Source organism: Nocardioides lentus (assembly GCF_039529515.1).
In the GTDB taxonomy this organism is placed as follows: Bacteria; Actinomycetota; Actinomycetes; order Propionibacteriales; family Nocardioidaceae; genus Nocardioides; species Nocardioides lentus.
On the sequence record NZ_BAAAMY010000010.1, the window covers coordinates 11,758 to 34,407 of the forward strand.

Below are 22,650 nucleotides of genomic sequence, written 5' to 3' on the forward strand. Positions count from 1 at the left end.
CTCCCGACCTCTCGGGCGGGGCGAGGGCCGCGGGGGACCGATCGGGTGGACGTGAGAGGAGGACCCGGGGGTTGACAGCCGTCGTGGCCGGTCTCACAGTAGGACCACCTGTACGGACAACTCGTACTGACCGGTCCACCTCGACGACGGAGCCCCATGTCCCACCCCGCAGCAGAGAAGACCCTCGTCCCGATCTACGACACGATGAACCGCATCCCCGGTGGGCTGATGCTGGTGCCGCTCGTGCTCGGCTCGATCGTGGGGACGTTCGCGATGCCGGCCCTCGAGATCGGCAGCTTCACCACGGCGCTGTTCCGCGACGGCGCCCTCGCCCTCATCGCGCTGCTGATCTTCGCCACGGGCACCCACGTCACGGTGCGCACGAGCGGTCCCGTGCTGGCGCACGCCGCGACGATCCTGGTCGCGAAGTCCCTGATCCCGGCGGCCCTGGTCGTCGGCCTCGGCCTGATCGTCGGGATCGACGGCATCGCGGGGGTGTCGATCCTCGCCCTGCTCGTGGCGATCGACAACTCCAACGGCGGGCTGTGGCTCGCGTTCGCAGGCAGGTACGGCGACAAGCGCGACCGCGGCGCCTACATGGCCTCGGCGGTCAACGACGGGCCGTTCTTCACGATGCTCTTCCTCGGCGCCTCGGGTCTCGCCGCGATCCCCGGTCTGCTGCTCCTCGGCGCGGTGCTGCCGTTCCTGCTCGGCATGCTCGTCGGCAACCTCGACCCGAAGTGGCGCGAGATCATGCGCCCGACCCCGTCCATCGTCATCCCGTTCTTCGCCTTCGGGCTCGGCACCGGCATCGACCTGGAGAACGTCGTGCGGGGCGGCGCCTCCGGTCTCGTGGTCGGCGCCATCGTCGCCCCGGTGACGGGAGCGCTGGTCTACCTGTCCTACAAGCTCGTGCTGCGCCGCGGCATCAAGAGCGGGCTCGGGTTCGCCGCGGGCACGACCGCGGGCAACGCCATCGCCACCCCGGCCATCGTGGCCGCGGCGGACCCCCGCTTCGCGCCGTACGTCGAGACCGCGACCGCCCAGGTCGCCGCCTCCGCGCTCATCACCGCCATCCTCGCCCCGGCCATCGCCGCCTGGGTGCTCAAGCGGGAGGGCGGGCTCACGGTCGTCGACGAGGACGGCGTCGAGCTCGTCGAGGACGCGAGGGCGTGAGCGGGGCGACAGCCCGTCAGGCGAGGACGAGCGGCCACCCGGCGCGCGTGCTGGTGGTCGCCGACGACCTCACCGGCGCGAACGACTGCGGCGTGCAGTTCGCCGTGGCCGGGTGGCCGAGCACGCTGCGGATGGTCCTCGACGCCGACGCGCCCACGGCGCCCGGGGTGCTGGCCGTCTCCACCGACGGCCGCGCCCTGCCGGTCGGCGAGGCGGCCGCGCTGACCCGTGAGGCCGTCGAGGCCGAGGCGCTGAGCGCCGACGACCACCTCTACCTGAAGGTCGACTCCACGCTCCGCGGCTCCGCCGCCGGCCAGGTGCGCGGCGCGCTCGCGGCGCGCCGTCGGACGCGGCCCGACGCCTTCGTCGTGCTCTGCCCCGCCTACCCGGCCATGGGTCGGGAGGTCCGCGACGGGGTCCTGACGGTGCACGGCGTGCCCGTGTCGGCCTCGCCCGCCGGCCGCGACCCCGTCACCCCGGTCCGCCACGACCACGTGAGCGACCTGGTGCCGGGCTCGGTGTCGGCCCCCGCGCCCGCGGACCCGGTCGACCCCGAGGCGGTGGCCTCCGCCTGGGCGGCCACCGGCGCCGACGTCGTGGCCGTCGACGCGCGCGACGAGGCCGACCTCGACCGCGTCGCCGCGGTGGTCGTCGCGCTCGGCTCCCGGGTGGTCCCGGTGGGCTCCGCCGGGCTCGCCGCGCCGCTGGCGCGACGGTGGGGCGGCGACCCCGAGGTCGTGCCCCCGACCGTGGCGGTACGACGCCCGCTCGTCCTCGTCTCCTCCCACCACGCGACCGCCCGCGACCAGGTGGTCGCGCTCGTGGCCGGCCGCGACGACACCACGGTGGTCACCACGGACGTCGACGACCTGCTCGGCCCGGCCGCCGACCCGGCGGCCCCCGCCGGCGACGGGCCGGTCGTGCTCGTCTCCCCCGAGGAGCGCTCGGAGCCCGGCCGCAGCGCCGCGCTCGCGACCGCGCTCGGCCGTCGTACCGCCGCCTGGCTCGGAGCCGGCGGCTTCGACGGCGTCGTCCTGGTGGGCGGCGACGGCGCCGAGGCCACGCTGCGCGCGACGGGCGCCCACGGCGTCCGCATCCGCGGCCGCCTGCTCGAGGGCGTGCCCCACGGCGAGGTCGCCGGCGGCGACCTGGACGGCCTGCCCGTCGTCACGAAGGCGGGTGGGTTCGGCGACGACGCCACCCTGCTCCGCATGCTCGACACCCTGACCAGCACCGCTCCTGATCCGTCCCCGACCCCGGAGGAAACCCGATGACCGACAAGCCCGTCCTGGCCCTGACCCTCGGCGACGTGGCGGGGATCAGCCCCGAGATCACCGCGCGCACGATGCTCCACCACCCCGACCTGCGCGAGCGCGCCGTCCCCGTGGTGATCGGCGACGCCGACTCGCTGCGCCGTGGCTGCGAGGTCGTGGGGGAGGACCCCGCGAAGGTCCGCGTGCTGGGCGACGTCCGCGAGGCCACCAACGACCCCGACACGCTCGAGGTGCTGCAGGCAGGCCCGTCGCTGGGCCACGTGCCGTTCGGCGAGATCCACCCCGACGCGGGCGACGGGTCCCACCGCTTCGTCGTCGAGGCCTGCACCCTGGCCAAGCAGGGGGTCGTCGACGCCATCGTCACCGCGCCGCTCAACAAGGCCGCGATGCACGCCGGCGGGCACAAGTTCCCGGGTCACACCGAGCTGCTCGCCCACGAGTTCGGCGTCTCGAACTTCTCCCTGGTCCTCTCGGCCGGCGACCTGTACTTCTTCCACCTCACCACCCACGTCTCGCTGCGCCGGGCCATCGACGACGTGACCCCCGAGCGGACCGATGCCGTGCTCGAGCTGGTCGGCGCGTTCACCAAGGCGCTGGGTCGCCCCGACGAGCGCATCGGTCTCGCCGGCCTCAACCCCCACGCGGGCGAGAACCGCATCTTCGGCGACGAGGACGCGGACGTCCTCGCCCCGGCCGTGGAGCGGGCGCGCGCGGCCGGGCTCGACGTCCACGGGCCGCTCCCGGCCGACGCGCTGATCCCGCAGGCGGTGCAGGGGAAGTGGAACCTGGTGGTGGTCTGCTACCACGACCAGGGCCACGCGCCGTTCAAGGCGGTCTACGGCGACGAGGGCGTCAACATCACGGTCGGCCTGCCCGTCGTCCGGGTGTCGGTCGACCACGGCACCGCCTTCGACATCGCCGGTCAGGGCGTCGCGCGCGAGGCCAGCCTCGTGCTCGCCGCCGAGCGCGCCGCCGCCCTGGCGCCGGGCTGGGACCACGTCTGGCGCACCGCCCAGGGCACCGCCTCCGAGACGGCGACGTCCTAGCCTGAGGCCATGGCCAGGACACCCCTCCACGCCCGGGTCACGGCGCGGCTCCGCGGCCGGATCCACGACCGCGAGCTGACGCCGGGGGAGCTGCTGCCCAGCGAGAGCGCCCTGCAGGAGGAGTTCTCGGTGTCGCGGTCAGTGGTGCGGCAGGCGCTGGCGACCCTCGAGGCCGAAGGGCTGGTACGCCGGGCGCAGGGCCGTGGCACGGTCGTGGCCCCGCAGACCGAGCTCCACCGCGACGTCGAGATGTCGTCGGGGCTGATGGACCAGCTGCAGGGCGCGGGGAGCACGACGAGCACGACCGTCCTGCGCTTCGAGCCGGCCGACGTGCCGCAGTACGCCGACCTGCTCGGCCCCGACGTCCACGTCCTGGAGCGGCTGCGACGGGTCGACGGGCGCCCGGTGGCGTTCATCCGGACCTACCTCCCGGCCTCGGTGGCGACGGCGATCGACGCGGCCGCCCTCGAGGACGGCTCGCTGCACCAGCTGGTCCGGGCGGCGACCGGCCGCGGCGTCGCGGCGGGCAGCCGCACGATCCGCGCGGTCGCCGCCGGCACGCCGCTGGCGGAGGCCCTCGGGGTCGACGAGCGGGACCCCCTCCTGCTGCTGGAGGGCACCAGCCGCGACCAGCGCGGCGAGGTCGTCGAGGTGTTCTCGACCTGGCACCGCTCCGACCTCGTGGCCTTCGACGTCGGCCTGCGCCCCGAGCTGCCCGCGGCGGCGGGCGAGGGCACGGACGCCGGGGCGCTCGACCGGGTCGGGCAGCTCCTGGAGCAGACCCTCGCCGAGGTCGCCGCGCTCCGGCGGGGCCGCTGACCCGCTCGGCCCGGGGCTGACGGCGGGCGCGGTCAGGACGGCGGTGCGGCGCGCAGCGCGTCCCGGTCGAGGGCGCGCTTGAGGATCTTCCCCGACGGTCCCTTGGGCAGGGCGGGCAGCACCTGCACGAGGTGGGGCACCTTGTAGGCGCTGAGGCGTTCCTTGGCCCAGCGGCGCAGCTCCTCGGCGTCCAGGGTCGCGCCCGGGCGGAGCACGACCGCGGCGGCCACCTCCTCGCCGTACCGGGGGTCCGGCACGCCGACCACGGCGGCCTCGACGACGTCCGGGTGGGTGTGGAGGACCTCCTCCACCTCGCGCGGGTACACGTTGTAGCCGCCCCGGATGATCATGTCCTTGAGCCGGTCGACGATGCGCAGGTCGCCGTCGGAGTCGAGCGTCCCGAGGTCGCCGGTGCGCAGCCAGCCGTCGCGGATCGTCTCGGCGGTGGCTTCGGGTCGGTTCCAGTAGCCCTTCATGACGATCGGCCCGGAGACCCAGACCTCGCCGACCTCGCCTGTGGGGACGGGGCGGCCCGCGGCGTCGCGCACCTCCAGCCGCATGCCGTGGACCGCGCGGCCCACGGTGCCCGGCTTGGGCTCGGCCCCCGGCGGCGACGACGTCGCCCAGCCCGACGTCTCGGACAGGCCGTAGCCCTCCCGGAGCCGGACGCCGAACCGTCGCTCGAACGCGTCGATCACCTCCGCCGGCAGGGAGGCCCCGCCGGAGGACGCCACCCGGACGCTCGCGAGGTCGTCGCGGCCGGCGTCCCCGGCGACGTGCAGCATCGCGATCCACATGGCCGGCACGCCCGCGACGAACGTCAGCCCGTGCTCGCGGATCATCGCGATCATCGCGGCGGGGTCGAAGGGGTGCAGCAGCGACACCGGGGTGCCCAGCGAGATCGCGATGTGCATGACCATCAGCTGGCCGTAGACGTGGAACAGCGGGAGCGCCGTGCCGTTCCGGTCGGTCGTCGGGTCGAACTGGAGCTGGTGACGGGCCGCCTCGACGAGCGCACCGATGCCGCCGACCCCGAGCTCGGCGCCCTTGGGCCGGCCGGTCGTGCCGGAGGTGTAGATGATGATCGCGGTGTCGTCGTCGGCGCGGTCCACGGGCGCGGACACGGGAGCCGCGTCGTCCGTCGGCCGGGCCGGCAGCGGCGGCAGCGCCCACAGCGGCAGCCCCCGGCCCTCCGCCGCCCGACCCGCCGCGGTGGCCGCCTCGTGCCAGGCCACGACCAGCGAGGCCCCGGAGTCCTCCAGCACGTAGTCGACCTCCGCGGCCGTCGCCATCACGTTCATCGTGATCAGCACCGCGCCGGCGGCGTGCAGCCCGTAGTAGGCGGCGACGAACTCCGCGCCCGTCGGCGCGATCAGCACCACCCGGTCACCCGGCGCGATCCCGGCGTCGCGGACGCGGCCGGCGTACGACGCGACGTGGTCGCGCAGCTCGCCGAAGGTCACCTCGAGGTCACCGGCGCGGACGGCCACCCGCGTCGGGTGCGCGCTGCCGTGCGCGAAGACGGCGTCGGCGACGTTGCTCATGACGCACTCCTTCAGGGTCGGGACGCTGGCGACCGTACTCGCATCCGGTGGCGCGCCCATCTCGTTGGCAGAGGCCCTACTGAGCCACCGCTGACGCCTGCGTGAAGAACTCCGTCGGCATGGCGCGCCGCAGCCGCCAGGTGAATGCGATGGGCCGATCGCCACTGTGCGAGACGTACGTCGCTGGACCCAGAAACAGGTACGGCGAGGTGCCGAACTCATCGGTCTGCTCGGGCCGGGCGAAGAGCAGGACGGTGCTGGAGCCGTCGATGTAGCGGGCGCCGGTCTTTGACGCGACCGAGGTCGTGGACTGGGACTCCCAGTGGAAGAGCGTCGAGCTGATCGGGTAGTCGCGATACATCGTGGTCGGGCTGTAGTCGGACTCCGACTTCTTGAACGTCACGAAGAAGACGTCGACATTCAGCTCGGGGGAGTACCAGACCCCTTCCCGGAAGCTGTTCGGCATGCGGGGAAAGTTGAGGGCAGCGAGGATCTCTTCTCGCTGATAGCGGGCGTGGATCTGCAGTGGGATGTCACGCAATGGACCTCCGAGCTCGTACGTCACGTGTGGAGCGGCGTCGAACGAGATGTCGACGACGGTGGAGATCTCGCGCCGGGTCGCGACCTCGGCGCGAAGGGCCGCGAGCGCCTCCGAGACGGAGTTGTGCCCTCCGCCGTCCGACCAGAGCGACCACGTCAACATCCGTGCCATCCGCTGCTGGGTGGGCGTCATGTCGTCGTACGCCGGTGCGTCGTCGGACAGGATCGAGCGGTACGTCGAGGCGCGTGGTCGGTCATCAACGTGCGCGAAGGCGCGAACCCGTTTGAGGAGCTTGTCCTCGCGGTCCGACCCGGGCAATGTGGCGTGGCCGGCATCACGACGGAGCTGGGTCCACGAACGGGTCCCCTTGCGGAGAATGTCGCTCAGCTCGAGGCCCGACTCCTCCAGGAAGTTGCGCAGGTCCCGCTCGCCGTACGACCTGAGCTCGCCGACCATGTCAGCCCACCGGTTCGAGATCTGGGCACGCAGGTTGTCCAGCACCACGTGCTGTGACTCGCGGTCCAGCACGATCTGGCAACCCGACGGGAGGAAGGGGAAGCCTCCCTCGGCTTGGCGGATGATGCCCGCTCGGGTGTTGCCGGTCAGGGCTCGGAGGCGCTGGTCCCAGCGGAACTCCTTGCGTCCGGAGCCCACGAAGTCGAGGACGGTCAGCACCGCCTTGTCCGGGGTACGGCGCAGCCCACGCCCCAGCTGCTGCAGGAACACGGTGGCGCTCTCCGTGGGTCGCAGCATCAGCACGGTGTCGATGTCGGGGATGTCGAGGCCCTCGTTGAAGAGGTCCGCAGCAAACAGGATGTTGAGCCGCTTGGCCCGCAGGTCGGCGAGCGCCTGCGCGCGCTCCGCGGGTGGAGTGTCGCCACTGACGGCCTGGGCGGGGATGCCGACGTTTCGGAACGTGTCGGCCATGTAGCGGGCGTGGTCGACACCCGCGCAGAAGCCGAGGGCTCGCATACCCCCGATGTCGACGACTTTGTCCCGCAGCTCGTTGAGCACGATCCGGGCGCGCGCATCGTTGCCGGTGTAGAGGTTGGACAGCTCGTTCGCGTCGTAGCCACCCTTGACCCAGGAGACGCGTCGGAGATCGGTGCCGTCGGCGACGACGAAGTAGTGGAACGGGCACAGCAGGTCGGCTCCCAGGGCATCCCACAGACGCAGCTCCGCGGCGGTGCGGCCGCCGAAGAACGACCTGATGTCGGTGCCGTCCGCGCGCTCAGGCGTTGCTGTCAAAGCGAGAAGCTCGCTCGGCCTGAGATGAGCAAGGACGTTCCGGTACGTGCGTGCCGCGGCGTGGTGGAACTCGTCGACCACGACGACGTCGAATGAGTCGCTCGGGACGTTGGCGATGCCGTACGCGGAGAGGGACTGGACGCTGGCGAACACGTGCTGCCAGCGCTCGGGTCGCTTGCCGTCGACGTACAACTCACCGAAGCTGCCGTCGCCCAGGACCTCGCGGTACGTCCTCAATGACTGCTGGAGGATCTCTTTGCGGTGGGCGATGAAGAGCAGGCGTGGTCGGTCCGGCATCCGCCGGTAGTCCAAGGCGGCAATGACGGTCTTGCCCGTCCCGGTCGCGGCGACGACCAGGTTGCGGTGGCGATCGTGGACGACCCGCTCCGCATCGAGTGCGTCGAGGATCTCCTGCTGGTACGGGTACGGCCGAACTTCGAGCCCTGAGATCTCCAGACTGAGGGGAGCTGCACCACGCCCACGAGCGGACGAAAGGGCGTCGTCCAGGCGGTCGCGGTCGTGGTCCGGGTCGTAGTCCTCGAACTCGCCGGCGTTCCAGTAGGTGTCGAAGGTGGCCTCGAATTTCTGGAGGAGACTCCCGGTGGCCGCGCGTGACAGCCGGACGTTCCATTCGACGCCGTCAAGCAGTGCGCTTGTCGAGAGATTCGATGAGCCGACGTACGCCGTGTCGAAACCCGAACGACGGCGGAACAGCCAGGCCTTCGCGTGCAGGCGGGTCCGCGCGGCGTCGTACTGGACGCGGACCTGGGCGCCGAAGTCGCGCACCAGGCGGTCGAGGGCCCGGCGTTCGGTGCCACCGATGTAGGTCGTCGTCAGCACCCGAAGGGGCACGCCGGCTGCTCGTGCGTCGAGGAGTGGCTTCTCGAGCAGTCTCAGGCCGCGCCACATGACGAAGGCACACAGCAGATCAATCGAGTCAGCCGACCCGATCTCGGCCTTCAGCTCACCCGCGAGGCTGGGTTCGCCGTGGGCGTTGGTGAGCAGCGCCGGGTCGTTCAGTGGCGTGCTCGGGCGATGGCGGTAGCGGCCGAGATGACCGGGGCCGTCAGGCTGGCGCACGGCGTGGAGCTGCTGGAGGGGGCCGGGGACCTCGCTCGAGTCGGGATCGACAGCGGCGAGGACCTGGTTGGCGAGGAGCAGCCGACGCTCTGGGTCCTTCTCCACCCCCAACCGTCGTTCGACGATGGATCCAAGATGTCGCGCAAGAACTCCAGAGGCGTCGGCCTCGTCGACTTTGCGACGGTCGATCTCCACGCCGAGCAAGCTCTCCAGGCGTGCTGCCAGCTGGTGTGTGATGACGTCTTCGTACAGCCCCTCGTCCACGGCGGGGAGCTTGTCACGAACGACCGACAACCTGGCCGAGACGCAGCTCGGGCGAGGCGATCGTGAGTGCGGTGACGCGTGCTTCGGCTCTCAGACCACCGACCGGTAGATCTCCAGCGTGCGCTCGGCGATCGCCGGCCAGCTGAACGACTCCTGCGCCCGACGGCGCCCGGCCTCGCCGTGGGCCCGGGCCCGCTCGGGGTCGGAGACCGCGTCGACCAGTGCAGCGGCGAGGTCGGCGACGTAGCGGTCCGGGTCCACCGGGGTGCCGGTGCCGTCCTGCACCTGCTCGATCGGCACCAGCCACCCGGTCTCGCCGTCCACGACCACCTCGGGGATGCCGCCCGTCGCGGTGGCGACGACGGCGGTCTCGCAGGCCATCGCCTCGAGGTTGACGATGCCGAGCGGCTCGTAGACCGACGGGCAGGCGAAGACGGTCGCGGCGCTCAGGAGCGCGACGACGTCGGCGCGCGGGAGCATCTCGTCGATCCAGACCACGCCGTCGCGGGCGGTGGCGAGGCCGTCGACCAGCCCGCGCACCTCGGCCAGGATCTCCGGGGTGTCGGGCGCCCCGGCGCAGAGCACGAGCTGCACCTCCGGCGGCAGCTCGGCCGCGGCCCGCAGGAACAGCGGCAGCCCCTTCTGCCGGGTGATGCGGCCGACGAAGATCACGCTCGGGCGGTCCGGGTCGACGCCCAGCGCGCGCACGCGGTCGGGGTCCGTGACCGGGCTCCACAGGTCGGTGTCGATGCCGTTGTGGACGACGTGGACCCGTGTCGGGTCGACGTCGGGGTAGCTGCGCAGCACGTCGTCGCGCATCGCCGCGCTCACCGCGACCACCCCCGTCGCCGCCTCGTACGCCGTGCGCTCGGCCCAGCTCGACACGGCGTACCCGCCGCCGAGCTGCTCGGCCTTCCACGGCCGCATCGGCTCGAGGCTGTGCGCGGAGACGACGTGGGGGACGCCGTGCAGGAGGGAGGCGAGATGGCCGGCCATGTTGGCGTACCAGGTGTGCGAGTGCACCAGGTCCGCCCCCTCACAGCCGCCGACCATCGCCAGGTCCACCCCGAGGGTCTTCAGGGCGGCGTTGGCGCCGGACAGCTCCGTGAGGTCGGCGTACGCCGTGGTGCCGGGCTCGTCGCGCGGCCCGCCGAAGCAGTGCACCCGCGCGTCGACGTCGGGCACCGCGCGCAGCGCCCGGACCAGCTCGGCGACGTGGACCCCGGCGCCGCCGTAGATCTCCGGCGGGTACTCCTTGGACAGCACGTCGACTCGCATGCGGCTCAACCTAACGGCGCCGGAGATCGGGGTGCGAGGTCGTCCGCGCCCGCCCGGAGATCGAGGTGTGAGGTCGCTCAGCGACCGAGCCACGAGATCCCTCTCGCTCGGCCGCGGTCGTCGAGCGGGGTCTCGTGGCTGCTCGCCGGGGCTCGCAGCACCTCGACCTCCGGTGATCGGAGATCGAGGTGTGAGGTCGCTCAGCGACCGAGCCACGAGATCCCTCCCGCTCGACCGCGGTCATCGAGCGGGGTCTCGTGGCTGCTCGCCGGGGCTCGCAGCACCTCGACCTCCGAGCACCTCGAGCTCCGGTGACACGTCCTCGCTCGGTGACGGCGGTCACGACTAGGTTGGCGCCATGACCACCTCGACCGTCCGTGCGCAGGGCCGCAAGAAGGTGCTCGCGATCGTGCTGGCCGGCGGGGAGGGCAAGCGGCTGATGCCGCTGACGGCGGACCGGGCGAAGCCGGCGGTGCCGTTCGGCGGGATCTACCGGCTGATCGACTTCGCGCTGAGCAACGTCGTCAACTCCGGCTACCTGCAGGTCGTCGTGCTGACGCAGTACAAGTCCCACAGCCTCGACCGCCACGTCACCACGACCTGGCGGATGTCGACGCTGCTGGGCAACTACGTCACCCCCGTGCCGGCGCAGCAGCGGGTCGGCAAGCAGTGGTACCTCGGCTCGGCCGACGCGATCTACCAGTCGCTGAACCTGCTCAACGACGAGAAGCCCGACATCGTCGTGGTCGTCGGCGCCGACCACGTCTACCGCATGGACTTCTCGCAGATGGTCGACGCGCACATCGCCTCCGGCGCCGCCGCGACCGTCGCCGCGATCCGTCAGCCGATCGGGCTGGCCGACCAGTTCGGCGTCATCGACGTCGACCCCGCCTCGCCGTCCCGGATCCGCGCCTTCCTGGAGAAGCCGACCGACCCGACCGGCCTGCCCGACAGCCCCGGCGAGGTGCTGGCCTCGATGGGCAACTACGTCTTCGACGCCGACGCGCTGCGCGAGGCCGTCACCCGCGACGCCGCGGTCGAGTGGGGCGAGACCAAGCACGACATGGGCGGCGACATCATCCCGGCGTTCGTGGCGCGCGGCGAGGCGGGCGTCTACGACTTCAAGGACAACGACGTCCCGGGCGCCAACGACCGCGACCGCGGCTACTGGCGCGACGTCGGGACGATGGGCTCCTACTACGCCGCCCACATGGACCTCGTCGCCCACCTGCCGGTGTTCAACCTCTACAACCGCGAGTGGCCGATCTACACCACCTACGGCCCGCAGCCGCCGGTCAAGCTGACCGAGGGCGAGGGGATGACGCCGGTGACGACGTTCAACTCGATCCTCTCCCCGGGCGTGCTCGTCACCGGCGGGTCCGTGCGCGACTCGGTGCTCTCGCCGTCGGTGCGCGTCGACTCCGGCGCCCGCATCGACGGCGCCGTGCTGCTCAACGGGGTGCACGTGGGGGAGGGGGCGGTGGTCAAGAACGCAATCCTCGACAAGAACGTCGTCGTCCCGCCCGGCGCGCAGATCGGCGTCGACCCCGAGGCCGACCGCGCCCGCAGCTTCACCGTCGAGGACGGCCTGACCGTGCTCGCCAAGGACCAGAAGATCGTCTGACGGAGGTCGAGGTGCGAACCGGCGAGGCACGAGCCGGTGAGCCACGAGACCCCGCACGCAGGAAGGCAACCTCATGACCGCATCCCGCGCCGGCACCCTCGCCCAGCCGCAGGACCTCATCGACGTCCCGGCGCTGGTCACGGCGTACTACACCCGCCAGCCCGACCCCGAGGACGCTGACCAGCAGGTGGCGTTCGGCACCAGCGGTCACCGCGGGTCGTCGCTCAAGACGTCGTTCAACGAGGCGCACATTCTCGCCACCACCCAGGCGATCGTCGACTACCGCCGCACGCAGGGGTACGACGGCCCGCTGTTCCTCGGCGCCGACACCCACGCGCTGTCCACGCCAGCGTGGGCGACCGCGGTCGAGGTGCTGGTCGCGAACGACGTCATCGTGATGGTCGACAGCCGCGACGGCTACACGCCGACCCCGGCGGTCTCGCTGGCGATCATCCTGGCCAACGGCGGCCGTACGACGGGCTCCGGCCTGGCCGACGGCATCGTCGTCACCCCGTCGCACAACCCGCCGGCCGACGGTGGCTTCAAGTACAACCCGCCCCACGGCGGCCCCGCCGACTCCGACGCCACCAAGGTCATCGCCGCCCGCGCGAACGAGCTGATCCGCGGCGGCCTCGCCGAGGTGCGTCGTACGCCGCTCGAGCGGGCCCGCACGCAGGTGCAGCGCCACGACTTCCTCGGCCAGTACGTCGACGAGCTCCCCGGCGTGGTGGATCTCGAGAAGGTCCGGGAGGCGGGGGTGAGGATCGGTGCGGACCCGCTGGGCGGCGCGAGCGTGCACTACTGGGGCGAGATCGCCGAGCGCCACCGTCTCGACCTGACCGTGGTGAACCCGCTGGTCGACCCCACGTGGCGCTTCATGACGTTGGACTGGGACGAGAAGATCCGGATGGACTGCTCCTCGCCCTCGGCGATGGCCTCGCTGATCGAGCGCCGTCACGACTTCGACATCGCCACCGGCAACGATGCGGACGCCGACCGCCACGGCATCGTCACCCCCGACGCGGGGCTGATGAACCCCAACCACTTCCTCGCCGTCGCCATCGGCTACCTCTTCGGCGGCGCCCGCCCCGACTGGCCCACGGACGCGCGGATCGGCAAGACGCTGGTGTCGTCGTCGATGATCGACCGCGTCGCGGCCCAGGTCGGCGCTCCGCTGGTGGAGACGCCGGTGGGGTTCAAGTGGTTCGTGCCCGGCCTGATCGACGGCTCCTTCGGGTTCGGCGGCGAGGAGTCGGCCGGCGCGTCGTTCCTGCGCCGCGACGGCTCGACGTGGACCACCGACAAGGACGGCCTGCTGCTGTGCCTACTGGCCTCCGAGATCCAGGCCGCGACCGGCAAGAGCCCGAGCGAGCACTACGCCGCGCTGGTCGCCGAGCACGGCGAGCCGGCGTACGCCCGGGTCGACGCGCCCGCCGACCGCGCCCAGAAGGCGAAGCTCGCCGCGCTGTCACCGGAGGACGTGACGGCGACGTCGCTGGCGGGGGAGGAGATCACCGGCAGGCTCACCGAGGCGCCCGGCAACGGCGCGGCCATCGGCGGGCTGAAGGTGACCACAGAGTCGGCGTGGTTCGCCGCGCGACCGAGCGGCACCGAGGACGTCTACAAGATCTACGCCGAGTCCTTCCGCGGGCCCGAGCACCTCGCGGAGGTCCAGGCCGAGGCGCGGGAGGTCGTGTCGGCGGCGCTGGGCTGATCGATCGCCCGCACCGGCTGCGCGAGGCGGTGGTCCGTCGTTCGGTCGCGCGCGTGTCGGACTGAAAGGACGTGCTCCACGGCCCCGTCACTCGGCCTCAACCGGACTAGCCGTGACCGTTCAGCCGCACTGGTCGCAGACGCCGGTCGCGGGGATGGCCATGTGGCAGCGCGGGCACACCTGCGGAGGTCGCATGGCCGGGGCCGCGGCCTTGGCCACCCGGTCGCGGGCACGGGCGACCTGCGGGGTGTGGGCGACGCGGCCGCCGTTGGAGGGCAGGTCCGGTGCGCCGAAGAACTGGTGGCAGCGCAGGCGCTCCTGGGCGGCGTGGGTGTCGGGCTCGGACGGCGGTGCGCCGGTCGTGGCCTCGACGGCCTTGGCGTAACCCGGTCCCACCCGGCCTCGGGCGTCCACGCACAGGGCCATGAGAGCGGGCTCGGACTTCTCGGCGTTCTCCCGGGCGACCTGGAGCAGGACGTCACCGATCCAGTGGTGCATCAGCTGGGAGGTCGTGACTCCCGATCTGCTCTGGACCTCGTCCGCGAGCTCGCGGTAGGTGGTGATCGAGTGGTAGCGGCGGGCGGCGTCGATCAGCACCTCGCGGGCGGCGGCGGCCCAGGCCGCTTGCGCCTCCACGGGACCGACGTCCGCGACGTCGCGCGACGATCCGCGGACGACCTCGAAGCCGAGGTCCTCCAGGACCTTCGCGGCGCCCGTGCGACCCCCGCTGAACTGGTCGTGGGTTGCCGGACGACCGACCGCGTGACCCTGGGCCGCGCCCAGGACGGCCTTGGAGTCGTAGTCCCGACCGTCGTGCACGAGCAGGTAGTCCGTCGCGCGGCCGAAGCCGTACTTCGCCAGGAAGACGTCGCCCCCGAGCTCGTCGTACTCCTTCAGTGCGCGGAGCACGTGCTCCGGCTTGACCTCGTCGAATGTCACCACGACCTCGACGGTAGTGCCGTGGGTCCCGAGAGCGACGATCCGCGCAACCCGGCTCCCGCCCGTAGGGTGACGACGCTCGTCGATGCCGACCGCGGCACGTCCTGGAGTCAGTGAAGGAGACGTATGTGCCGAGTCCTCGCCTACCTCGGGCCCGAGGTCCCGCTCGAGAGCCTGTTGCTCACGCCGTCGAACAGCCTGGTCAACCAGGCTCTCGACCCTGAGCACTACCCGGACCTGCAGCTGGCGGGCTGGGGGTTCGGTGCCTGGAGCGAGCACCTCCTCACGCCGGAGGCCCCCTTCGTCTACCGCCGGCCCATGCCCGCCTTCTACGACGACAACGTGGAGCGCACCGTCCCGAGTCTGCGGGCGAGCACGATGCTCGCCCACGTGCGCGCGGCCGCCTACAACGCGAAGGCCGTCATGGTCGACGAGAACTGCCACCCCTTCTCGTTCGACGAGACCCCCTGGATCCTCGCCCAGAACGGCGACCTCCCGGGCTGGATGCTCCTGCAGCGGGAGCTGCTGCCGCACTGCGAGGACCGGTACCTGAAGCAGATGCGTGGCTCGACGGACACCGAGTTCCTCTACGTGCTCCTGCTCTCCCTGCTCGAGGGCGACAGCGACCAGGACGTCCGACGCGCAATCGAGACGATGATCCGCCTCATCTCCGAGGCGATGCAGGCCCTCGACCTCCCCGCCCTGACCAAGCTGAAGATGGCCCTGGTGTCGCCGGGTCGGATCATCGGGGTCAACGTCGGCCTCGGCCACCAGGGCGAGACCGACCCGGCTGGGGACTGGAAGAAGCTGCGCGAGTCCGGTCCGGGCACCGACGACTTCGCCCTCTCGATGCTCCTGGAGCCGATGTACCTGCTGATGGGTCGCCCCGTCCCGCGCGACGACGCGTCGTACGACTTCGAGGCGTGCGGCGAGGACGAGGCGTCGGTCGCCATCTTCGCCTCCGAGGCCCTGACCGACGACGCCGAGGGCTGGTCGCACGTCGAGTTCGGCGAGATCGTGTTCCTCGAGCGGACGGGTGACCACGTCTCCCGGACCGTCAAGACGCTGACGGTCTAGCTGAACACCTGCGTCGCTCCCGGCGAGGAACCGTGGTCCGCCCGGCCCGAGGCGTCGCTCCTTGGCGGTTGTCGCCAGCCATGGTGGCGCGGCCGCACTGGCCGCCCACGCCGGGCGCGAGAACGGCCTTGTCGAAGCCCACTCCCTCAAGGGCCGGCGCGCGGAACGGTCAGACCGGGCACGGACTCTTCAATTGCGACCTCGAGCCGGACGTCCTCGACGTCACGCGACATGGTGCGGACGACCGTGAAGCCAGGCTTCGACGAGGCCTGGGCCGAGCCCGGGAAAGCCGTGAATCTTGCTACTTCCTCGTGCGCGAGGAAGTAGTCCTCCTCGCGATCAATCCGTAGGTCCCAGGGGGCGCCGGCCCCGAGCCCGTCGAACTCCTTCAGTGCCCGCACCACTTGCTTCGGCGTGGCGTCGTCGAACGCCATTGCGGTCCGGACGCCGGTGCCGAGAGGTGTCATTCGGTGGTCGCCCGGCGGAGCAGCCCTTCGACGTGCGAATCGCGGTAGCTGTCGAGCCCGCAGCCGCGCAGGCGGGTAAGCGCGTCCGTCGCGCCGACCGGCCAGGCCACGACCGGCCAGCGACCGAGGACCTGGAGCGCCATGTTCGGGTTCTGACTGCGCGTGAGCCCGAGCAGGACCAGGTCCGCGCCGAGCCCGGGGTGGCTCCGCAGCTCCTGCAGGGTCCAGTCGAGAGGGCTGCGCCAGGCGACGCCGACGCCGACGTCGACCACGGGGGTGTCGTCGGGTCCGTCGGGGAGGAACACGTCGCGGGCGACGCCCACGAGAACGTCGCGACGCCGCTCGGTGTCGGCGACCTGCCAGGCGTGGAACCACGACGAACCCGTGGGGTCGGCGCGGACGCGGTCCAGGTGGAGGTCGAAAGTGTCGACGCCGACCCGGGGCGCGACTCGATTGGCGCGGTGGAACGTGCCGCGGGCGTCGGCGGCCAGGGCTTCCCGGACCACGTCCGGCCAGAAGGCGAACCCGACGACGTGGGCGGCCTTGCCCGCGATCCGGGCGCGGTCGGCCTCGGGCCAGGCGATCTCGCTGGCCGCTGTCGGGTGCTCGTCGAGCAGCACGGTGAGGATCGCAACGGCGGCGTCGAGATCGACGACCGTTTCCGCGCGCTCCGCGAGCAGGTCGAGGTAGGCGTCGAGCAGCGCCGGGGCCTCGCCGAGGTCGCCGAGGTCCTCCGCGGGTCCGCCTTCGATCACCGCCTCGATGATCTCGCCGGCCGACGTCAGCAGCGCGCGGTCGACGCCGGGTCGTCGCAGGGCGCCGAGGAGGTCGCCGGTGCTCGCCGCGGTGAAGGCGAGGTACTCCAGGAGTACCCCGTTGCGGTAGCCGTCGCGCAGCAGCCAGTCCTTGATCTCGGGGTCGGTCGTCCCCCGGAGGAGGTGGACGCACTCGATGCGGCCCCACTCCTCGACGCGCTGCGCCAGCGTCCAGACGTCCCGGTCGGGTGAGCTCGATCCGCGGTGCAGCGCGAGGGCGGCCTGTCGGGTGAGCTCCTCGTGGGCGCCGAGGGTCAGCACGACGTCGCGGACGGCGTCGGTCCCGATCAGTCCGAGCAGCGTCAGACCGATCTTGACCGGGTCCCGGTGGGCGGAGGTGGTCGCGAGCCACGTCGCGAGGCCTGAGAGAGCTTCGGGGTCGGGCCGGGTGGCGACGAGCTGATCGAGCAGCGGCTCGACGTAGCCGGCGGCCCCCTCCTCCTGCAGCAGCAGGTGCAGGTCCCACAGCCTCGGCGGCGTCGGCTCCCGCAGCGCCGCGACCAGGGCGCTTGCGACGACGGCGGCCTGCACGGGATCTGCTTCACGGCCGAAGCGCTCGTTGACGCCGTCGAGAGCGCCGTGCGCCCACGGCAGGTCGCCCGGCGCCGGCTCCGGCTCGTCCGGCAGCTTCAGCCGCGGAGTCGTCAGGCGGCCGAGGCCGTCGAGATCGTCGCGAACCAGCTCGTAGATCGAGGGGCCGTCGGTGAGCCGGGGGAGCGGATCGCGCACCCCCAGACCGTCCCACGCGCCACCGACAGAGGACGGAACTCGTCCCGCAGCGCGACTGACAGCGCCGTCTCGATGACGAACGCGGCACGCGTTCCGGATTGCGCTACGTTACGGCGCATGGAGGAAGAGGTCGACCCCAAGAACATCGTCGGGTCCATCGTCAAGGGTGCGCAGCTGCTGGAGCTCTTCCGGACCGACCGGCGGGAGCTCTCGCTGAGCGAGTTCACCGCGGAGTCGGGGTTCAACAAGACCACCACGTTCCGGCTGCTCCGCACCCTGGTGTCCGTCGGGTGGCTCGTGCGCTCCGAGAGCGGTGGCTACCGGCTGGGCCCCCGGGTCATGGCGCTGGGCGGCATCGCCCGGTCCGACCTCGACCTGCGGAGCGAGGCGCTGCCGTTCCTCCGCCACCTCGCGGCCGAGCTCGGCGACACGGCCTTCCTGATGGTCCCGGGCCAGCTGGGGGCCGTGACCATCGAGACGGTGGTGGGCGCGAACCCCCTGCAGGTGCACGGACTCTCCGCCGGGTCGGTGATGCCCTACCACGTCGCCGCGGGCCCGGTCGTGCTCGCGGCGTACTCGCCCGAGCTGGAGTCCCTCGTCCTCGGGATGGAGCGTCGGTCCTACACGGACCGCACGATCAGCGAGACCGAACCGCTGCGCGCCCGCTTCGCCGAGGTGCGCGAGCAGGGCTACTGCCTCTCGAGCGAGGACTACATCGTCGGCGTGGGCGCCGTGGCGGCCCCGGTCAGCGGAGCGGACGGCCGACTCGTGGCGTCCCTCAGCGTGGGCGGCCCCGTCGACCGGTTCCGCGGTGAGCAGCGCGACCGCGCCATCGAGCTCGTCATCGAGGCGGCCCGCCAGTTCTCCCGTCAGCTCGCCTAGCGCGTTCCGTAATCCGGAACGATAACCGAAAAAAGAAACTCACCGGGTGCAACTTGTTGACGTGCGTCACACGACGGTCCTAGCGTGGATCGTATTCCGGTACATGTTCCGGAATGCGAAACACGATTGTGCGGCAGTGAGGCCAGGTCCCCGCCGTGCGGTCGTACCCCGACCCAGGAGGCTCCCGTGCGCGCTCTCGTTCCCCACACCCGATCCGCGAGGGGCCGGCGACGCGCCGCGCTCGGCGTGATGGCGGCGTCGGCCCTCGCCCTGAGCGCCTGCGCCCAGGGTGGCGGTTCCGGGAGCGGGGGCGACGCCATCCAGATCGGTGCCATCGTCGCCGAGACCGGACCCATCGCCGGAGCCGGCAAGACCTTCATCCACGGCGCCCGGATCGCCCAGGAGCAGATCAACGACGGCGACCTGATGGGCGGCGGACGTCAGCTCGAGCTGGTCGAGAAGGAAGGGTCCGAGGACCCCGCCAAGTCCGCGAGCGTCGCCGCCCAGCTCGCGGCCGACCAGAACATCGTGGCCTCGACGTGCTGCATCCTCAGCACCGTCGCCGGCGCCGCCGCCCCCATCGCGGAGAAGCAGGAGATGCCTCTGGTGCTCTGGGGTGCGACCGACCTCGACCTGGCCTCGCCGCCGTACGTCTACCGCACCGTCACCATGCCGCAGCCGGCCAACGAGAAGCTCGCCACGGACGTCGTCGACAGCGAGGACATCGAGTCCGTCGCCTACGCGGTGATGACCGACAACAGCGGCATCGTCAGCCAGGCCGAGGCCTTCGAGCAGGGGTTCTCCGACGCCGGGGTCGACAACAAGGGCCAGGTCGGCACCCTCTCCACGACCACCAACTTCACCAGCGCCGCGACCGACCTCATCAACCTCGACGCCGACGCCATCGCCGTGGTCGGCACGCAGTCGAACGCCGTCGGGCTGATCGCCGCCCTCGACGACAAGGGCTACGACGGCCAGATCGTCTCCGGTCAGACGATCAGCGGGTCCGGCGTCTTCGACTCCCAGCCGCGCGCCCTCGAGGGCGTGCCGTTCCCGGTCTACTTCCTGGCCAGCGAGGCCACCGGCATGGGTGCGGACTTCGCCGACGCCTACGAGGCGGAGTACGGCGAGGAGCCCGACGACTTCGCCGCCCAGGGCTACATGGCCATCTACACCCTCGCGACCGCGATCGAGACCATCGACGGCGAGGTGACCCGCCAGAGCCTCTCCGACGCGCTCGGCGCCCTCGAGGGGATCGACGAGACGATCTACGGCACCCCGGTGGCGTTCGAGGACGGACAGCTCACCGCCGAGTCGGCCGTGAAGCCGGTCTCCTACACGGCTCCCGACGGCGTCATCGCCCCGTGGGAGCCCGCCGCCAACTGACCCGACGGCGCCGCGTGCGCCCGGTCCCGCCGGGCGCACGCGGCACCACCGGCGCCCCACGAAAGGAAGTCCGGTGCTCCTCCTCGAGCAGATCATCAACGGCGTGTGCACGGGAGCGGTCTACGCCCTGTTCGCCGTCGGGTTCAGCATCGTCTTCTCGACCATGCAGATCCTCAACCTCGCGCAGGGCGTCTACGCCACCGGCGCCGCACTGGTGACCTACTTCGCCACGAGCTCCTACGGGCTCCCGTTCTGGGCGGCCGCGGTCGTCGGCATCGTGGCCGGTGGCCTGATCGCCGTCCTGGTCGACCAGGTCGCGTTCGAGCCGCTGCGCCGACGAGGGGTCTCCCTGCTCGGAGCGGTCATCGCCAGCATCGGGATGTGGATCGCGATCCGCGAGGTCGCCAGCATCTCCACCGCCGCCACCCCGGTCGGCTACCCGCCCGACTCCGTCCCGCGCGGCCGGATCAGCATCGGTGGGCTGGAGCTGCTGCAGACGCAGGTGCTCGCCCTCGTGTGCGCGGTCGTGGTGATCACCGCGACCTACCTGCTCCTGCACCGGACCAACCTCGGCGCCGCCATCCGCGCCGTCGGCTACGACAAGCGGTCCGCCCAGATCGCCGGCATCAACCCGCAGGTCATGATCATCGGCGCCGCGATGCTCTCCGGCGCGGTCACCGGGCTGGCGGGGATCCTGCTGGCGAGCGGGCAGAGCTTCAACTTCCACCTCGGGGACACCCTCCTGCTGCAGGGCTTCGCCGCGGTGGTCCTCGGGGGCATGGGCGACATCCGCGGAGCCGCCCTCGGCGGCGTCCTCATCGGCGTCTTCCAGGTGCTCTCGGGCTCCTACATCTCCGCGTCGTACCAGGACGCGATCACCTTCGGCCTGGTGCTGGTCGTGCTGCTGTGGCGTCCCACCGGCATCCTCGGCACCGCCAGCTTCCAGAGGGCGTGACGACATGAACCCCAACCTCGTCCTGCTGCAGAGCGCCGTCATGTTCGCCCTGGCCGGCGGCGTCCTCGCCCTCTCGACGTACGTCAAGCTCTGGGCCGGCGTGCTCAGCTTCGCGACCGTCTCCTTCGCCGCCGTCGGCGCCTACCTGACCATCTGGCTGTACGGCGAGGCGGGGCTCGGCCTGCTGCCCGCGCTCGTGGTGTCGATGGGGATCACCGGACTGTTCGGGCTGGTCGTCGGTCGGGTGTTCCTCAAGCTGTCGAGCCACTGGATGGCGCTCGCGACCGTCGCCCTGATGCTGATCACGCGGGTGTTCGTCACCAACCTGGGGGAGTACACCGGGGGCTCCCAGGGCCAGGTCGTGCCCTACGTGATGACGCTGCCGCAGATGGCCCTCATGCTCGCCCTGGTCTGCCTGCTGATGTGGTCGCTGAAGCGCTCGAAGTTCGGCGTCGCCGCCGACACCACCCGCGAGGACCCCGACGTCGCCTCCGCGCTCGGCGTCTCGGTCGCCCAGGTCAAGATCATCGCCTTCGGGATCTCCGGCGCCGTCGGAGCGCTCGGGGGATCGATGGAGGCGGCACAGCTCAGCTACATCGACCCCAACACGTTCTACATCGACCTGGCCGTGACGATCATCGCCAGCGTCGTGCTCGGCGGGGCCTACCACTGGTTCGGCTCCGTCATCGGCGCCGCGGTCTTCACCGGCATGCCCGTCTACATCAGCCAGTACATCACCGAGGGCCAGGAGATCATCAACGGCGTCCTGCTGCTGCTGATCATCATCTTCCTGCCCGGCGGGCTGATCGACCCGCTGCGTTGGCGCCGCTTCCGGGAGAAGCATGCCGCCCGACGCCGCGACGCGACCGCACCGCGCGGCACAGGGTCCGGCGCGTCCGACACGGAGGACCCGGGTCGGTCGACGGCGCTCTCCGACGACATCGAGGCAGGGGCACGACGATGACGCACACCGCTCCCCAGTCCACTCCCCACACCGGCGCCCGACCCGCGGGCACGGACGACCCGGCCGGCTCGGTCCCCGCCCTGTCCGTCGAGGGGGTCAGCAAGTCGTTCGGCGGCCTGCACGTGCTCTCCTCCGTCGACTTCACGGTCCCGGCGGGCACGGTCTTCGGGATCGCCGGCCCCAACGGCGCCGGCAAGACCACCCTGCTCAACCTCCTCACCGGCTTCGGCACGCTGAGCGGCGGCCGGGTGAGGATCCACGGCGAGGACGCGACCGGGGGTGACGCCCGAGCGGTCAACGCGCTCGGGGTGGCCCGCACGTTCCAGAACATCCGCCTCTTCCGCGGGCTCACGGTGGCCGAGCAGGTGCGGGCCGGGGGCTACCGGCACCGTCGTGCGTCGCTGCTCGGCAGCCTCGTGGGCTCCCCCCGGGACCGGGCCGACACCTGCGCCGGCCGCGAGGCCGCCGACGAGCTGCTCGACGTGGTCGGGCTCGGCGGCCGGGGCGACGTCCTCGCCGAGACGATGTCGTACGGCGACATGCGCCGGGTCGAGATCGCCCGGGCCCTGGCCACCCGGCCGAGCCTGCTCATGCTCGACGAGCCCACCGCCGGCATGAACGAAGCGGACTGGTCGCCGATCGCCGACCTCCTCGAGCGGCTGCGTGCGGACGGCATGACGATCGTCGTGGTCGAGCACAACATGCGCCTGATCGAGCGGGTCTGCGACCGCGTCGCGGTGATCGCCGCCGGCGAGGTCATCGCCGAGGACGCGCCCGCCCCCTGCCTGCGCCGGCCCGAGGTGCGCCGCGCCTATTTCGGAAAGTAGG

Annotated in this window: 18 protein-coding genes; 12 read left to right on the forward strand and 6 right to left on the reverse strand. The window is 71.9% G+C overall.

Annotated elements, in window-relative coordinates; translation table 11 throughout:
- The first annotated feature begins 156 nt into the window (after positions 1-156).
- From ABD158_RS16705 to ABD158_RS16720, 4 genes are read left to right on the forward strand one after another with little or no spacing between them, the layout of a single operon-like run.
- Entirely contained in the window at positions 157-1,176 is a 1,020-nt protein-coding gene (locus tag ABD158_RS16705) for a 2-keto-3-deoxygluconate permease (RefSeq protein WP_344008745.1), read from the forward strand.
- Positions 1,173-2,450 carry a four-carbon acid sugar kinase family protein gene (locus ABD158_RS16710; RefSeq protein WP_344008746.1) on the forward strand — a complete coding sequence of 426 codons (1,278 nt, stop codon included), beginning with the start codon at positions 1,173-1,175 and terminating at the stop codon, positions 2,448-2,450. The genes ABD158_RS16705 and ABD158_RS16710 overlap by 4 nt, the downstream gene beginning before the upstream one ends.
- Positions 2,447-3,496 (forward strand): 4-hydroxythreonine-4-phosphate dehydrogenase PdxA, encoded by a 1,050-nt coding sequence (gene pdxA, locus ABD158_RS16715; RefSeq protein WP_344008747.1) that lies wholly within the window; start codon positions 2,447-2,449, stop codon positions 3,494-3,496. The genes ABD158_RS16710 and pdxA overlap by 4 nt, the downstream gene beginning before the upstream one ends.
- A 9-nt stretch (positions 3,497-3,505) precedes the next feature.
- Positions 3,506-4,315, forward strand: coding sequence for a GntR family transcriptional regulator (locus ABD158_RS16720; RefSeq protein WP_344008748.1), 810 nt, complete (start codon positions 3,506-3,508; stop codon positions 4,313-4,315).
- Positions 4,316-4,347: 32 nt separating this feature from the next.
- On the opposite strand, the gene ABD158_RS16725 is transcribed toward ABD158_RS16720, so the two are convergent.
- The 3 genes from ABD158_RS16725 to glgA all read right to left on the reverse strand — a co-directional run bounded on the left by ABD158_RS16725 (position 4,348) and on the right by glgA (position 10,270).
- Positions 4,348-5,859: an AMP-binding protein gene (locus ABD158_RS16725; RefSeq protein WP_344008749.1), complete on the reverse strand. Its 1,512-nt coding sequence runs from the start codon at positions 5,857-5,859 to the stop codon at positions 4,348-4,350.
- A gap of 76 nt (positions 5,860-5,935) precedes the next feature.
- The gene (locus ABD158_RS16730; protein WP_425573226.1) at positions 5,936-8,992 is read right to left on the reverse strand and encodes a DEAD/DEAH box helicase; all 3,057 of its coding nucleotides are present in this window, start codon (positions 8,990-8,992) and stop codon (positions 5,936-5,938) included.
- A 90-nt stretch (positions 8,993-9,082) separates the two neighbouring features.
- A complete protein-coding gene (gene glgA, locus ABD158_RS16735; RefSeq protein WP_344008750.1) occupies positions 9,083-10,270 on the reverse strand; it encodes a glycogen synthase in 1,188 nt (395 codons plus the stop codon).
- Positions 10,271-10,628: 358 nt separating this feature from the next.
- Between glgA and glgC the strand changes: the two genes are divergently transcribed.
- Positions 10,629-11,894, forward strand: coding sequence for a glucose-1-phosphate adenylyltransferase (gene glgC / locus ABD158_RS16740; protein WP_344008752.1), 1,266 nt, complete (start codon positions 10,629-10,631; stop codon positions 11,892-11,894).
- A 73-nt stretch (positions 11,895-11,967) separates the two neighbouring features.
- Positions 11,968-13,608: a phosphoglucomutase (alpha-D-glucose-1,6-bisphosphate-dependent) gene (gene pgm, locus ABD158_RS16745; RefSeq protein WP_344008753.1), complete on the forward strand. Its 1,641-nt coding sequence runs from the start codon at positions 11,968-11,970 to the stop codon at positions 13,606-13,608.
- Between the two features lie 120 nt (positions 13,609-13,728).
- On the opposite strand, the gene ABD158_RS16750 is transcribed toward pgm, so the two are convergent.
- Entirely contained in the window at positions 13,729-14,550 is an 822-nt protein-coding gene (locus ABD158_RS16750) for a ScoMcrA-related endonuclease (protein WP_344008754.1), read from the reverse strand.
- Between the two features lie 123 nt (positions 14,551-14,673).
- On the opposite strand from ABD158_RS16750, the gene ABD158_RS16755 reads away from it, so the two are divergent.
- Complete coding sequence (locus ABD158_RS16755; RefSeq protein ID WP_344008755.1) at positions 14,674-15,624, forward strand: class II glutamine amidotransferase; 951 nt, start codon at positions 14,674-14,676, stop codon at positions 15,622-15,624.
- Between the two features lie 146 nt (positions 15,625-15,770).
- Here ABD158_RS16755 and ABD158_RS16760 read toward each other — a convergent pair whose 3' ends face one another.
- Positions 15,771-16,058, reverse strand: a complete 288-nt coding sequence (locus ABD158_RS16760; RefSeq protein WP_344008757.1) for a hypothetical protein — start codon at positions 16,056-16,058, stop codon at positions 15,771-15,773.
- Positions 16,059-16,087: 29 nt separating this feature from the next.
- Complete coding sequence (locus ABD158_RS16765; protein WP_344008759.1) at positions 16,088-17,635, reverse strand: hypothetical protein; 1,548 nt, start codon at positions 17,633-17,635, stop codon at positions 16,088-16,090.
- A gap of 117 nt (positions 17,636-17,752) precedes the next feature.
- On the opposite strand from ABD158_RS16765, the gene ABD158_RS16770 reads away from it, so the two are divergent.
- The 5 genes from ABD158_RS16770 (at position 17,753) to ABD158_RS16790 (ending at position 22,649) form a co-directional block, all read left to right on the forward strand.
- Positions 17,753-18,517, forward strand: a complete 765-nt coding sequence (locus tag ABD158_RS16770) for an IclR family transcriptional regulator (RefSeq protein WP_344008760.1) — start codon at positions 17,753-17,755, stop codon at positions 18,515-18,517.
- 186 nt (positions 18,518-18,703) lie between these two features.
- Complete coding sequence (locus ABD158_RS16775) at positions 18,704-19,903, forward strand: ABC transporter substrate-binding protein (protein WP_344008761.1); 1,200 nt, start codon at positions 18,704-18,706, stop codon at positions 19,901-19,903.
- A gap of 73 nt (positions 19,904-19,976) precedes the next feature.
- Positions 19,977-20,858 (forward strand): branched-chain amino acid ABC transporter permease, encoded by an 882-nt coding sequence (locus ABD158_RS16780; RefSeq protein WP_344008762.1) that lies wholly within the window; start codon positions 19,977-19,979, stop codon positions 20,856-20,858.
- A gap of 4 nt (positions 20,859-20,862) precedes the next feature.
- Positions 20,863-21,822 (forward strand): branched-chain amino acid ABC transporter permease, encoded by a 960-nt coding sequence (locus tag ABD158_RS16785; RefSeq protein ID WP_344008763.1) that lies wholly within the window; start codon positions 20,863-20,865, stop codon positions 21,820-21,822.
- A complete protein-coding gene (locus tag ABD158_RS16790) occupies positions 21,819-22,649 on the forward strand; it encodes an ABC transporter ATP-binding protein (RefSeq protein WP_344008764.1) in 831 nt (276 codons plus the stop codon). The genes ABD158_RS16785 and ABD158_RS16790 overlap by 4 nt, the downstream gene beginning before the upstream one ends.
- The last annotated feature ends 1 nt before the right edge of the window (position 22,650 follow it).

Bases quoted from the DNA above. Each gene is read 5' to 3' on its own strand.
- ABD158_RS16705 (WP_344008745.1), top strand. From the start codon at position 157: ATGTCCCACCCCGCAGCAGAGAAGACCCTCGTCCCGATCTACGACACG.
- pdxA (WP_344008747.1), top strand. From the start codon at position 2,447: ATGACCGACAAGCCCGTCCTGGCCCTGACCCTCGGCGACGTGGCGGGG.
- ABD158_RS16720 (WP_344008748.1), top strand. From the start codon at position 3,506: ATGGCCAGGACACCCCTCCACGCCCGGGTCACGGCGCGGCTCCGCGGC.
- ABD158_RS16725 (WP_344008749.1), bottom strand. From the start codon at position 5,859: ATGAGCAACGTCGCCGACGCCGTCTTCGCGCACGGCAGCGCGCACCCG.
- glgA (WP_344008750.1), bottom strand. From the start codon at position 10,270: ATGCGAGTCGACGTGCTGTCCAAGGAGTACCCGCCGGAGATCTACGGC.
- glgC (WP_344008752.1), top strand. From the start codon at position 10,629: ATGACCACCTCGACCGTCCGTGCGCAGGGCCGCAAGAAGGTGCTCGCG.
- pgm (WP_344008753.1), top strand. From the start codon at position 11,968: ATGACCGCATCCCGCGCCGGCACCCTCGCCCAGCCGCAGGACCTCATC.
- ABD158_RS16755 (WP_344008755.1), top strand. From the start codon at position 14,674: ATGTGCCGAGTCCTCGCCTACCTCGGGCCCGAGGTCCCGCTCGAGAGC.
- ABD158_RS16760 (WP_344008757.1), bottom strand. From the start codon at position 16,058: ATGGCGTTCGACGACGCCACGCCGAAGCAAGTGGTGCGGGCACTGAAG.
- ABD158_RS16770 (WP_344008760.1), top strand. From the start codon at position 17,753: ATGGAGGAAGAGGTCGACCCCAAGAACATCGTCGGGTCCATCGTCAAG.
- ABD158_RS16785 (WP_344008763.1), top strand. From the start codon at position 20,863: ATGAACCCCAACCTCGTCCTGCTGCAGAGCGCCGTCATGTTCGCCCTG.
- ABD158_RS16790 (WP_344008764.1), top strand. From the start codon at position 21,819: ATGACGCACACCGCTCCCCAGTCCACTCCCCACACCGGCGCCCGACCC.